Annotated in this window: 10 protein-coding genes; 7 read left to right on the top strand and 3 right to left on the bottom strand. The window is 63.6% G+C overall.

Annotation, left to right across the window (positions count from 1 at the left end):
• Positions 1-139: 139 nt before the first annotated feature.
• Positions 140-463 (bottom strand): thioredoxin, encoded by a 324-nt coding sequence (trxA, locus tag KUV74_RS05440; RefSeq protein ID WP_045993776.1) that lies wholly within the window; start codon positions 461-463, stop codon positions 140-142.
• A gap of 334 nt (positions 464-797) precedes the next feature.
• Here trxA and cysB point away from each other — a divergent pair, with 334 nt between their 5' ends.
• On the top strand, positions 798-1,769 hold the full coding sequence (gene cysB, locus KUV74_RS05435; RefSeq protein WP_124803011.1) for an HTH-type transcriptional regulator CysB: 972 nt from the start codon (positions 798-800) through the stop codon (positions 1,767-1,769).
• Between the two features lie 122 nt (positions 1,770-1,891).
• Here the strand turns inward: cysB and KUV74_RS05430 are convergent, their stop codons facing one another.
• Both KUV74_RS05430 and pabB read right to left on the bottom strand, forming a co-directional pair.
• Entirely contained in the window at positions 1,892-2,683 is a 792-nt protein-coding gene (locus KUV74_RS05430; RefSeq protein WP_108133822.1) for a phosphoadenylyl-sulfate reductase, read from the bottom strand.
• A 66-nt stretch (positions 2,684-2,749) separates the two neighbouring features.
• Entirely contained in the window at positions 2,750-4,114 is a 1,365-nt protein-coding gene (gene pabB, locus KUV74_RS05425; RefSeq protein WP_213231202.1) for an aminodeoxychorismate synthase component I, read from the bottom strand.
• A gap of 221 nt (positions 4,115-4,335) precedes the next feature.
• On the opposite strand from pabB, the gene KUV74_RS05420 reads away from it, so the two are divergent.
• From KUV74_RS05420 to KUV74_RS05395, 6 genes are all read left to right on the top strand, one after another.
• Positions 4,336-5,073: a GntR family transcriptional regulator gene (locus KUV74_RS05420; RefSeq protein WP_045993772.1), complete on the top strand. Its 738-nt coding sequence runs from the start codon at positions 4,336-4,338 to the stop codon at positions 5,071-5,073.
• A 28-nt stretch (positions 5,074-5,101) separates the two neighbouring features.
• Positions 5,102-5,995, top strand: a complete 894-nt coding sequence (gene prpB / locus KUV74_RS05415) for a methylisocitrate lyase (protein ID WP_222515830.1) — start codon at positions 5,102-5,104, stop codon at positions 5,993-5,995.
• Between the two features lie 74 nt (positions 5,996-6,069).
• Entirely contained in the window at positions 6,070-7,197 is a 1,128-nt protein-coding gene (gene prpC / locus KUV74_RS05410; RefSeq protein ID WP_045993770.1) for a 2-methylcitrate synthase, read from the top strand.
• Between the two features lie 173 nt (positions 7,198-7,370).
• A complete protein-coding gene (gene acnD / locus KUV74_RS05405) occupies positions 7,371-9,962 on the top strand; it encodes a Fe/S-dependent 2-methylisocitrate dehydratase AcnD (protein ID WP_045993769.1) in 2,592 nt (863 codons plus the stop codon).
• The gene (gene prpF / locus KUV74_RS05400) at positions 9,962-11,164 is read left to right on the top strand and encodes a 2-methylaconitate cis-trans isomerase PrpF (protein WP_124803005.1); all 1,203 of its coding nucleotides are present in this window, start codon (positions 9,962-9,964) and stop codon (positions 11,162-11,164) included. The genes acnD and prpF overlap by 1 nt, the downstream gene beginning before the upstream one ends.
• A gap of 228 nt (positions 11,165-11,392) precedes the next feature.
• Complete coding sequence (locus KUV74_RS05395; protein ID WP_222515829.1) at positions 11,393-12,874, top strand: bifunctional 2-methylcitrate dehydratase/aconitate hydratase; 1,482 nt, start codon at positions 11,393-11,395, stop codon at positions 12,872-12,874.
• Positions 12,875-13,517: the final 643 nt, after the last annotated feature.

Raw genomic sequence — 13,517 nt, 5'->3', positions numbered from 1 at the left:
CCCGTGGCTTCAGCGATAACGCTCGGGGCAGTAACGACATGGCCCGGAATCCTTAAGGAGGATCCCGGGCCATGTTTCAGGGGCCTTGGCCCCTGGCTGGACGTCCCGTCTGGTGACGGCAGAGGTCGACAGCGCTGTATCAGGCGTTCTGGTCGATGAACTGGGTCAGCTGGGACTTCGACTGGGCACCTACCAGGGATGCCACCTTGGCACCTGACTTGAACAGCATCACGGTGGGGACGCCACGCACGCCCTGCTCGGCGGCGATTTCCGGGGCATCATCGACGTTGATGCTGACGACCTTGAGGGCGCCGTCACGCTCCTCGGCGACTTCATCGACCACCGGTGCCATGACCTTGCAGGGGCCACACCAGGGAGCCCAGAACTTCAGCAATACCGGGGAGTCGGCCTGCAGAACTTCCTGCTCGAAGTTGGCATTGGTGACATCGACATTGTTAGCCATGTGTTTCTCCATCTACGTTGCGCTTCATCGAGCGGAATGTGGGACATGTCTGCCATGTCCGGTGGGACGATGGTAGCGGTCGGCCCATACGCTGGCAAATATTGGGTCGATAGTTTCTTAGTCAGCTTACGAATCGCTGCATCTCATCTCATTATGCTATAAAGTAATCACAAAGGTGGTTTTTTATGGCGCTTTGGCATGTTGTCATGTCCGAGGTCCAGTGCTTGAACCCGGGCAAGGACGCTGTCACGCCGCCAATGCGATGGCTCCAGTCTAGTCCGCTTCCGCGACCACCGTGCCAATCCGTCGACTTCGGACGAGGTAAGCCCCGGCCATGAAATTACAGCAGCTGCGCTATATCTGGGAGGTTTCCCGCCACAACCTGAATGTGTCGGCTACCGCTCAGAGTCTTTTTACCTCTCAGCCAGGCATATCCAAGCAGATTCGTCTGCTGGAAGACGAGCTTGGCGTGGAGATCTTCGCGCGCAGCGGCAAGCACCTGACTCGCGTGACACCCGCAGGGGAGGCGATCATCGAGCTGGCAGGCCAAGTGCTCAGGCTGACTGCCAACATCAAGGATGTGGCCCAGGAACACAGCGACGAGCGGCGGGGCAGCCTGTCCATCGCCACCACCCATACCCAGGCGCGCTACTGCCTGCCGCCGGTGATCCAGAACTTTACCCAGCGCTACCCGGATGTCGCTCTGCATATGCAGCAGGGGACGCCCAAGCAGATCGCTCAGATGGTCAGCGAGGGACAGGCCGACTTCGCCATCGCCACCGAGTCGCTGGAACTGTTCAACGACCTGGTGTTGCTGCCGTGTTATCGCTGGAACCGCTGCATCCTGGTGCCGCGGGATCACCCCCTGGCCGAGGTCGAGCGTCTGGGACTCGACGAACTGGCCAAGCACCCGCTGGTGACCTACGTGTTCGGTTTCACCGGACGCTCGCAGCTCGACGACGCCTTCCGTGCCCGTGGACTCTCTCCCAATGTGGTGTTGACCGCCGCCGACGCCGATGTGATCAAGACCTACGTGCGTCTGGGGCTGGGGGTCGGCATCGTGGCGCACATGGCGGTGGACGAAGTGCTCGATGAGGATCTGGTAGCGCTGGACGCCAGCCATCTGTTCGAGAGCTCCACGACCAAGATCGGTATCCGCCGCGGCACCTTCATGCGCGGCTACATGTATGACTTCCTGCAGCAGTTTGCCGACCATCTGGACCGTGATCTGGTCGACGCTGCCCTGGCAGCGGGACCGCGCCATGAACACGCGCTGTTCGACAAGATCAGCCTGCCGGTGCGCTGACCGCGGCGAGGTGGCACTAGGCGAGCTTCACTGACGTCGTCATGAACGGAAAGGCCCCGGACTCAAGCGAGTCCGGGGCCTTTGCGATCTTGTGAGGCTGTGCAGCCAGGTACCTCAGAGCGTCAACTGGTGGCCGCCTGGGGCAGGTTGAGGGCATGCAGCCCGCATTCCTTGCCACCCTGGTCTTCCCACCACCAGCGACCCTCACGTTCATGCTGGCCCGGCAGAATGGGGCGGGTGCAGGGGGCGCAGCCGATACTGACGTAGCCCTTTTCGTGCAGGGCGTTGTAGGGCACATCGAAGGAGCGAATGTAGTTCCACACGTCTTCGCTGGTCCAGTGGGTCAGCGGGTTGATCTTGTAGAGCGGTTGATCGTCACTGCCGAAGGCGGTGTCGCGCTCGGCGATCTGCAGCTTCGAACGGGTGCCCGGGCTCTGGTCCCGACGCTGGCCGGTGACCCACACCGGCAGGCCTGCCAGGCGCTGGCGCAGCGGCGCTACCTTACGGATGCCGCAGCACTCGTGGTGACCGTCCTGATAGAAGCTGAACAGTCCCTTCTCGCTGGTCAGCGCCTGCACTGCCTGCTGATCGGGGAAGCGAATATCGAGCTCGATATCATAGTGATTGCGGACTCGTTCGAAGAACTCGTAGGTCTCGGCGTGCAGACGCCCGGTGTCCAGGCTGAACACCTTGACCTTGTCCTTGGGCGCGACCTTGAGCGCCAGGTCGACGAGCACCACGTCCTCGGCGCCGGAGAATGACACGGTCAGCTCGCCGAAGGCCTCGTAGGCGGCTTTCAGGATATTCTTGGGTGTCGCCTGGTCATTGGCCAGGACGAACGCATTGGGGTCAAAGGACGTCACGGCGACCTCCACTGGGGGTTTTGCCGATACCCTACCAAAACCCGCCGCCATCGCCCCAATATCGATTGGTTCGGTTCTTATATAGCGTTTATCGATTAGCGGTAAGGTTTCTTATTACTATTTGGCAGGTGTGCCCAGGGCGGCCATTAGATGGCGAATCTTGTCCTGGGTTTCTGTGTACTCGGCCTGTTCCCGAGAATCCGCCACCAGGCCACCACCGCCCCAGATGTGCAGTCGGCCGGCATCGGCGACCAGGGTACGGATGGCGATGGACGTATCCATATGGCCACGCACATCGACGTAGCCGAGGCTACCGCAGTAGGCGCTGCGTCGATCCGGCTCCAGTTCGTCGATGATCTGCATGGCGCGAATCTTGGGGGCGCCGGTGATCGAGCCACCGGGGAAGGCCGCTTCCAGCAGCTTGAGCGGTGGCGTCTCGTCGGGTAGGCGTCCCTTCACCACGCTCACCAGATGGTGAACATTGGCGTAGCTTTCCAGTCCGCACAGTTGAGGGACCTTCACCGTGCCGGGCTGACACACGCGACCCAGATCATTGCGCAGAAGGTCCACGATCATCACGTTCTCGGCGCGATCCTTGATGCTCGAGGACAGCTCCTGTGCCAGGGCTGCATCCTCCTGCTCATTGGCTCCCCGTGGCCGTGTTCCCTTGATCGGACGCGTCTCCACCTCGCCCTGGCGGCTTTCGACGAAGCGTTCGGGCGACAGCGACAGCAGCGCCTGTTCGCGCCCTGCGCACTGCCAGGCCATGAAGCCGGCGAAGGGGGTCGGCGTCGCGTCACGCAGGCGGAGATAGGCCTGCCACAGGTCTCCTCGGTAATCCGCCGAATACCGTTGAGCCAGATTGATCTGGTAGCAGTCTCCGGCACGGATATAGTCCTGCACCCTGGCAAAGCGATCGCGGTAGCCCGCTTCGCTCAGGTTGGAGGTGAAGGCGGAGTTCAGCGAAAAGTCGCCGGCAGGTGTCGCTGTCGCCAGCCAGGTCTGTACCTGCTGGCGCCGTTCGGGGGAGGCGACGAGAAGGCAGCGGCGCTCCTGGTGGTCCTGGATCAGCGCCCAGTCATACAGGCCGAGCCGGGCCTGAGGCAGTGCGGTGGCGGTCTGTGAAGGCCCTTCGATTCCCGCCAGTTGCCGGCCCAGGTCGTAGCTCCAGTAGCCGATCAGCCCGCCGACGAAGGGAAGATCAAGCGGCTGGCGTGGACGGGGCAGGCGTTCGAGCAGGCGCTGCTGGGCGTCGAAGGCGGAACCCTCGAGGGCCCTGCCGCTCGAGTCTCTGGGCAGACCATGCTGATCGACTTCCAGCCATTCGATGGGGTCGCTCGAGAGGATATCGAATCGTCCGCCGGGGGCCTGGGGCCGGCCGCTGTCCAACAGCACCGCTCCGGGCCTCGAGCGCAGAGACTCGAAATAGCGCAGGGGGGTCGCGTGGTAGGGCAGGGAGGTGGTCTGGAGCTCGGCGTTCATTCGGGGCCTCGGGCGTTGCAGGCGGCATATTCTACGGGCAACGACAGGGCTTGTCGTTGTGGAAGGATGGCGCGAGTCAACGCTGCATTGTCGACAGCACAAGGAAGATGGATGGCATTGTCTACAACCAATGGTTAAGGTTATGAGCCTGATCAGGCCATTGACCCGCGCCTTGGCGTATCTTACATTTCCGTTATCCCAACATTGTCGACAATGATCCCATGACCAGCGCCGAATACGAGACCCCCGCCACCCCCGAAGTCAGAACCCTCGCCGAGCGGGTCTTTCATCAATTGCAGGACGCCATCGTCCGGGGAGAACTGGCGCCGGGCAGCAAGATCACCGAGCCGGGACTGTCCAAGGCCTACGGTATTTCTCGTGGGCCGCTGCGCGAGGCCATGCGACGACTCGAGGCTCACCGGCTGATCGAACGAGTACCCCATGTGGGTGCCAGGGTGGTCAAGCTGTCCATGAAGGAGCTGATGGAGCTGTTCGACGTGCGCGAGGCGCTGGAAAGCATGGCCGCCAGGATCGCCGCCGAGCATATGACCGCCAGCGAGATCGCCGGCCTCCGAGAAGTGCTGGCAGTGCACGAGAAGCAGGCTGATCTGGCCAGCGGTGAGGCCTACTATCAGCGCGAGGGAGATCTGGACTTCCACTATCGTATCGTGGTGGGCAGCCATAATCGCATGCTGATGGCCCTCTTGTGCGACGACCTCTATTACCTGGTCCGGATGTACCGCACCCAGTTCAGCGCCAGCGGTGCACGTCCGCAGAAGGCCTTCGTCGAGCACCACCGTATCGTCGACGCCATCGAGGCGGGTGACGCCGAGCTGGCGGAGCTGCTGATGCGTCGCCACGTCAGCGCCTCCCGCGAGAACGTGATGGCGCGCTACGCCGCCTCGCTGGAGGGGCGCGACGAACCCCAGGTGGTCGCCGGCAACGGCCTGGTGACCTGATCTTACTTTCCCCTGACTGGAGCCCCCCATGACATCCTCGTCCACTTCGACCCCTGGTGCCCGCTTTCGTGCGGCGCTCAACGCCAATAGCCCGCTGCCCATCGTCGGCACCATCAACGCCTACACCGCGATGCTGGCCGAGCGGGTCGGGCATCAGGCGATCTATCTGTCCGGCGGTGGCGTTGCCAATGCTTCCTTCGGGTTGCCGGACCTGGGCATGACCACCATGAACGATGTGGTGGAAGACGCCCATCGCATCTGCGGGGCCAGTGACCTTCCGCTGTTGGTGGACATCGATACCGGCTGGGGGGGCGCCTTCAATATCGGGCGTGCAGTCAAGGAGATGCAGCGGGCCGGGGTCGCTGCCGTGCACCTGGAAGACCAGGTGGCGCAGAAGCGCTGTGGCCATCGCCCCAACAAGGCGATCGTGTCCCAGCAGGAGATGGTGGATCGGGTCAAGGCGGCTGCCGACGCGCGCATCGATCCGGAGTTCTACCTGATCGCCCGTACCGATGCCTTCCAGAAGGAAGGACTCGACGCGGCCATCGACCGTGCCAACGCCTGCATCGAGGCCGGTGCCGATGCGATCTTCGCCGAGGCGGTGCACACCCTCGACGACTATCGCGCCTTCTGCGAGCGGGTGGATGCCCCGATCCTGGCCAACATCACCGAATTCGGCGCCACCCCGCTGTTCAGTCAGCAGGAACTGGCCGAGGTGGGGTGCAGCATGGTGCTCTACCCGCTGTCGGCGTTCCGCGCCATGAACGCTGCCGCGCTCAAGGTCTACCAGAGCATTCACGACAACGGACACCAGCGCGACGTGGTCGACACCATGCAGACCCGCGATGAACTCTACGACGTGCTGGGCTACCACGACTTCGAGCGCAAGCTCGACGCGCTGTTCGACGAGGGCAAGGACTGAGAGACCCTCGGGCGTCCAGCACGCCTTTCATGCCTTTTTATAACAACGACCAATGACGAAAATGGAGATACGCCATGGCTGATAAACCGATTGGAGGAGCCGGTCTGCGGGGACAGAGCGCCGGTGCGACTGCACTGTGCACCGTGGGCCAGAGTGGCTCGGGCCTGACCTATCGCGGCTACGACATCAAGGAACTGGCGGACAAGGCCCGCTTCGAGGAGGTGGCCTACCTGCTGCTCAAGGGCAAGTTGCCCAACCAGAGCGAGCTGAACGCCTACATCACCAAGTTGAAGGGCCTGCGCGGTCTGCCCGAGGCGCTCAAGACGGTACTCGAGCAGATCCCGGCGGACGCCCACCCGATGGACGTGATGCGTACCGGTGCTTCGATGCTCGGCAACCTGGAAACCGAGGCCGACTTCAGCCAGCAGCAGGACGTCTCCGATCGCCTGTTGGCGGCGCTGCCCTCGATCATCTGCTACTGGTACCGCTTCAGCCATGATGGCGTGCGCATCGACACCGAGACCGACGATGAGTCCGTGGGCGGGCACTTCCTGCACCTGCTGCGTGACGAGCCGGCCTCCGAGCTGCATGCCAGGGTGATGAACGTCTCGCTGATCCTCTACGCCGAGCACGAGTTCAACGCCTCGACCTTTACCGCTCGTGTCTGTGCATCGACTCTGTCCGACATGCATTCCTGCGTCACCGGGGCCATCGGCTCCCTGCGTGGCCCGCTGCATGGCGGCGCCAACGAGGCGGCGATGGCGATGATCGAGAACTGGCAGAGCGCCGAAGAAGCCGAACGCGAAACCCTCGGCATGCTCGAGCGCAAGGAAAAGATCATGGGCTTCGGACACGCCATCTATCGCGAGTCCGACCCGCGCAACGCCATCATCAAGCACTGGTCGAAGAAGCTCGCCGACGACGTGGGCGACACCCGCCTGTACCCGGTGTCCGAGCGGGTCGAAGCGGTGATGTGGCGCGAGAAGAAGCTGTTCTGCAACGCCGACTTCTTCCACGCCAGCGCCTATCACTTCATGGATATCCCGACCAAGCTGTTCACCCCGATCTTCGTGTGTTCTCGGGTGACCGGCTGGTGCGCCCACGTGTTCGAGCAGCGCGAGAACAATCGCATCATCCGCCCCAGCGCCGACTACACCGGCCCGGCCCACAGCGAATGGGTACCCATCGAAGAGCGTGACTGAGCCCGGGGCTCTCCCGAAGGTACCCCAACGGTATCCCGAGGCTCGAGCGGCGGGGCGCGCGCATGGTCATGGTTGTGGTCATGGTCATGCGCAGGCACAAGTGGCTCCGCCGCCTTCCTACCATATTCGCGCCGCGAGGGCCGTGCCCTCGGGCGCCCGAGACCGTGACGCCCATGAACACCGACTATCGCAAGCCCCTGCCGGGGACCGACCTTGACTACTTCGATACCCGGGAGGCGGTGGACGCCATCTCTCCCGGCGCCTACGACCGACTGCCCTACACCTCCCGGGTGCTGGCCGAGAACCTGGTGCGCCGCTGTCCGCCGGAGGATCTCACGGCGGCGCTGTCCCAGATCATCGAGCGCAAGCGCGAACTCGACTTTCCCTGGTTCCCTGCGCGGGTGGTGTGCCACGACATCCTCGGGCAGACGGCGCTGGTCGACCTGGCCGGCCTGCGTGACGCCATCGCCGAGAAGGGTGGTGATCCGGCCAAGGTCAATCCGGTGGTGCCGACCCAGCTGATCGTCGACCATTCGCTGGCGGTGGAGCACCCGGGATTCGAGGAGGGCGCCTTCGACAAGAACCGCGCCATCGAGGATCGGCGCAACGAGGACCGCTTTCACTTCATCAACTGGACCCGCGAAGCCTTCGAGAACGTCGACGTGATCCCCCCCGGCAACGGCATCATGCACCAGATCAACCTGGAGAAGATGTCGCCGGTGATCCAGGCCCGTGACGGCGTGGCCTTCCCCGACACCCTGGTGGGTACCGACAGCCACACGCCCCACGTGGACGCCCTCGGCGTGATCGCCGTCGGGGTGGGCGGGCTCGAGGCCGAAAGCGTGATGCTGGGGCGTGCCTCCTACATGCGACTGCCTGACATCGTCGGGGTGGAGCTCAGCGGCAAGCCCCAGCCTGGCATCACCGCCACCGATATCGTGCTGGCGCTGACCGAATACCTGCGCAGCGAACGGGTGGTGTCGAGCTATCTCGAGTTCTTCGGTGAAGGCGCGGGGCACCTGACACTGGGTGATCGTGCCACCATCTCCAACATGACGCCGGAGTATGGCGCCACCGCCGCGATGTTCTACATCGACGATCAGACCCTCGACTACCTCAAGCTGACCGGGCGCGAGCCGGAGCAGATCGAACTGGTGGAGACCTACGCCAAGGCCGCCGGCCTGTGGGCCGACAGCCTCGTCAACGCCGACTACGAAAGGGTGTTGCACTTCGACCTGTCCAAGGTGGAGCGCACCCTGGCGGGGCCTTCTAGTCCACACAACCGGGTCTCTACGCGGGAGCTTGCCAGTCGCGGTATCGCCGCTCCTTACGAGCAGAAGGACGGCGAGATGCCCGATGGCGCGGTGATCATCGCCGCCATCACCAGCTGTACCAATACCTCCAATCCGCGCAACGTCATCGCCGCGGGGCTTCTGGCCAAGCGCGCCAACGAGCTGGGCCTGACCCGCAAGCCCTGGGTCAAGACCTCGCTGGCGCCGGGGTCCAAGGCGGTGCAGCTGTATCTGGAGGAGTCGAACCTGCTCGGTGAGCTCGAGCAGCTCGGCTTCGGCATCGTCGGTTTCGCCTGCACCACCTGCAACGGCATGAGTGGTGCGCTCGATCCGGTGATCCAGAAGGAGGTGGTCGAGCGTGATCTCTACGCCACCGCCGTGCTGTCGGGTAACCGCAACTTCGATGGGCGTATCCACCCCTACGCCAAGCAGGCGTTTCTGGCCTCTCCGCCGCTGGTGGTGGCCTACGCCATCGCCGGCAGCGTGCGCTTCGATATCGAGAAGGACGCCCTGGGCGAAGACGCCGAGGGCAACCCGATCACCCTGAAGGATCTGTGGCCGGCGGATGACGAGATCGATGCGATCATCGCCGAGAGCGTCAAGCCGGAGCACTTCCGCGACGTCTACATCCCGATGTTCGACACCACCTTCGACAGGTCGAAGGACATCAGCCCGCTGTACGACTGGCGCGAGATGAGCACCTATATCCGGCGTCCGCCGTACTGGGAGGGTGCGCTGGCCGCCGAGCGCTCGCTGACCGGGCTGCGCGCCCTGGCGGTGCTGGGGGACAACATCACCACCGACCACCTGTCGCCGTCCAATGCCATCCTGCCGACCAGCGCGGCGGGGGAGTACCTGGCCAAGATGGGCCTGCCGGAGGAGGACTTCAATTCCTACGCCACCCATCGAGGTGATCACCTGACCGCCCAGCGGGCGACCTTCGCCAACCCCAAGCTGATCAACGAAATGGCGGTGGTCGACGGTGAGGTCAAGCAGGGCTCACTGGCTCGCCTCGAGCCCGAGGGCGAGGTCATGCGCATGTGGGAGGCCATCGAGACCTACATGGCGCGCAAGCAGCCGCTGATCGTGATCGCCGGGGCCGACTATGGTCAGGGTTCCTCCCGTGACTGGGCCGCCAAGGGGGTGCGTCTGGCCGGTGTCGAGGTCATCGTGGCCGAGGGCTTCGAGCGCATCCACCGCACCAACCTGATCGGCATGGGGGTACTGCCGCTGCAGTTCGAGGAGGGGACCACACGCAAGACCCTCGGCATCGACGGCAGCGAGACCTTCGATGTCCGCGGCGACATCCAGCCGGGGGCCAGCCTGACCCTGGTGATCAAGCGGCGTGACGGAGAAAGCGTCGAGGTGCCGGTGACCTGTCGTCTCGACACCTTCGAGGAGCTGTCGATCTACGAAGCCGGTGGCGTGCTGCAGCGTTTCGCCCAGGACTTCCTCGAATCGGAGGTGGCGTGATGGCCGCTTTTGCTCCGCAGCTCCGCATTCCCGCCATCTACATGCGTGGCGGCACCAGCAAGGGCACCTTCCTGCGCAAGGACGACCTGCCCGAGGCCGCGCGTGAGCCCGGCCCCGTGCGCGACGCCCTGCTGATGCGTCTGGTCGGTAGCCCCGATCCCTACGCCAAGCACACCGACGGCATGGGTGGCGCCACCTCCAGCACCAGTAAGGTGGTCATCGTCAGCGCCAGCGAGTCGCCGGATCACGATGTCGACTATCTGTTCGGCCAGGTGGCCATCGACAAGGCCTTTGTCGACTGGAGCGGTAACTGCGGCAACCTGTCCTCGGCGGTCGGTCCCTTCGCCATCGAGAGCGGACTGATCCCGCCTGAGCGAATTCCTGCCGACGGCGAGGTGGAGGTACGCATCTGGCAGGCCAACATCGAAAAGACCATCGTCGCCCGAGTGCCGATACAGGACGGTCAGGTGCAGGAAAGCGGTGACTTCGAGCTCGACGGCGTGGCCTTCCCCGCCGCCGAGATCGGCCTGGCCTTCAAGGACCCCGCCGACGGCGAAGGGCGGATGTTCCCGACAGGCCAGGTGGTGGATGAACTCGAGGTTCCCGAGGAGGTGGTGGCCGGAGGTCGCATTCAGGCAACCCTGATCAATGCCGGTATTCCGACCATCTTCGTCAGCGCGGCCGACCTTGGCTATGACGGCACCGAGCTTCAGGACGATATCAATTCAGACCCCGCCACCCTCGATCGGCTCGAGACGCTACGGGCCCACGGCGCGCTGAAGATGGGTCTGATCTCGAGACTCGAGGAGGCCGCGAGCCGTCAGCACACGCCGAAGCTGGCCTTCGTCGCCTCGCCTCGGGGCTACCGGGCGTCCAGCGGCAAGCAGATCGACGAAGGCGATATCGATCTGCTGGTGCGGGCCATGTCCATGGGCAAACTGCATCACGCCATGATGGGCACCGCGGCCGTGGCCATCGGAGTGGCCGCCGCGGTGCCGGGGACCCTGGTCAGCCAGGCCGCCGGCGGCGACGATGGGCGCAGTTCGGTGGTCTTCGGTCATCCCTCCGGCACCCTGCGGGTCGGGGCGCGAGCTGAACAGCTGGACGGGGAATGGACCGCCACGGAGGCGACCATGAGCCGCAGTGCCCGCATTCTGATGGAGGGCAAGGTCAGGGTGCCGGCTGACGTCCTCGATTCATAACGCTCTCGACCGATGAAGCCCGCCAGTGTCGATACTGGCGCCAGTGGCGCACCACGACGATACTGACAACGGACCTTTTGCATTAGCGCCGCCGCCAGGCGGCGCTGTCGTTCTCCCCCATTCTCGAACCTCTCGCCATCCGCCCACGCTGGTCCTCGGACTCCCGGCTCTGGCTCAGGTGCAGGCACGCCGGCAGCGGGCGATAGCGCTCACTGGAAGGAGGCAGACATGAGCACCGTCGAATCCAATGTTCGTCCCGACTACGACGACGAACTCAAGGCCATCGCCGACTATGCGCTGGACGCCGTCATCGATAGTGACGAGGCCTTCGATACGGCGCGCCACTGCCTGATGGATACTTTGGGCTGTGGCCTGCTGGCATTGCGCTTCCCTGAATGCACCAAGCATCTAGGGCCGCTGGTGGAAGGCACCCAGGTGCCATGTGGCTCGCGGGTGCCTGGCACGTCCTATCGACTGGACCCGATCAAGGCGGCCTTCGATATCGGAGCCATGGTGCGCTGGCTGGACTACAACGATACCTGGCTCGCGGCGGAGTGGGGGCACCCGTCGGACAATCTGGGCGGTATCCTGGCGGTGGCCGACCATCTCTCACAGTGCCGCGTGGCCAGGGGCGAAGCCCCGTTGGTCATGCACGAGGTGCTCGATGCGATGATACGGGCACACGAGATACAGGGCGTGCTGGCGCTGGAGAACTCGTTCAATCGTGTCGGACTGGACCACGTGTTACTGGTCAAGGTGGCGTCCACTGCCGCTATCGCCAGGCTGCGCGGCGCCAGTCGTGAGCAGACGCTGTCGGCGCTATCCCATGCCTTCGTCGACGGTCAGAGCCTGCGCACCTACCGCCATGCTCCCAATGCCGGTTCGCGCAAGAGCTGGGCCGCCGGTGACGCCACCTCGCGGTCGGCGCGTCTGGTGGACATCGCGATGCGCGGGGAAATGGGCATACCCGGCGTCCTGAGCGCTCCCCAGTGGGGCTTCTGTGATGTCTCCTTCAGTCACTCCAATCGTGATCTCTCGCTGAAGCCCGAGGACACCCGGCGTCTACGTCTGCCTCAGTCGTTTGGCAGCTACGTGATGGAGAACATCCTGTTCAAGCTTTCCTTCCCCGCAGAGTTTCATGCCCAGACGGCCTGCGAGGCGGCGGTCACCCTGCACCCCGAGGTCAAGGGGCGGCTGGATGAGATCGAGCGCATCGAGCTGACTACCCATGAGTCGGCAATACGCATCATCTCCAAGGAAGGGGCGCTGGCCAACCCGGCAGATCGAGACCACTGCCTGCAGTACATGGTGGCGGTACCGCTGATGCTGGGTGAGCTTCAGGCCGAGCACTACGAGGATGACTTTCATCAGGCTCATCCGGAGATTGATGAGCTGCGGGAAAGGATGGTGGTCGTCGAGGACGAGGGCTATACACGGGACTATCTGGACCCGGACAAGCGATCGATCGCCAACGCGGTCAGGGTGGTGTTCACCGATGGTAGTGCGACTGACACGGTGGAGGTGGCATATCCCATTGGTCATCGCCGTCGTCGCGAAGAGGGCATGGCGGTGCTCGAGGCCAAGTGTCGACGCCACCTGGCCACCCGATTCGCCCCCGGACGTTGCGACGAGATCATGACGCTGTATCAGGACGCCGAGCGCCTGGCGGCGACGCCGGTTCATCGCTTTGTCGATCTGCTGGTGCTGTAGAGACCAACGAGGGGAGGGCGGTGGCTTGGGCAGCGTGGGCAGCGCTGTCCCCGGGCGTACCCATGGGCCTGCAAAATCCGTCGCCGGGCAGGCTTAGCCTTTGGTCGAAATTTTTTTACACGAAGTGCTTGCCAAGGCCGGCCCCGATCCGTAAAGTACGCATCCGCTGCCGACGACGAGCAAACGTCACAGGCGGTGAAGGGTGGTAAAGTGATTGTTTTGAAAAGGCTTTTTCAAGTCTTCGAAAAATTCTCCACTTGACGGGCAACGAGAAATCGGTAAAATGCTCGCCACTCGATCGGAGTCGCCAGGACGGCATCGCAGGATGCGCGTCAGGCTCGCTTCGCTTTCTCTTGGGTCCTGCAGGCATTGCTTGCACGGCGAAAAAAGAAAGCCTTGACGAAACGCTTCGATTCTGTAGAATACGCCTTCCTCGCAGGGCGCTGTGACAAGGGCTCGGGTTAACGATTCGGGCTGCGGCGCAGCAAAGCGAGACGCTCTTCCGGCCGGTTTGGCCGAGGGCGAGCTCTTTAAAAATTGATCAGGTAATTCATGTGGGCGCTTGCCGATGAGTCAGTGACACTGTCACTGAAATATCAAGGCAAGCGACTCGTCAAACGAGACGTTTGAACCTTGAGCCAAG

Source organism: Halomonas sp. DP1Y21-3, assembly GCF_019801245.1.
GTDB lineage: Bacteria > Pseudomonadota > Gammaproteobacteria > Pseudomonadales > Halomonadaceae > Halomonas > Halomonas litopenaei.
Note: the sequence above shows the minus strand (reverse complement) of the source record. Positions and strands in the feature narration are given on the sequence as shown.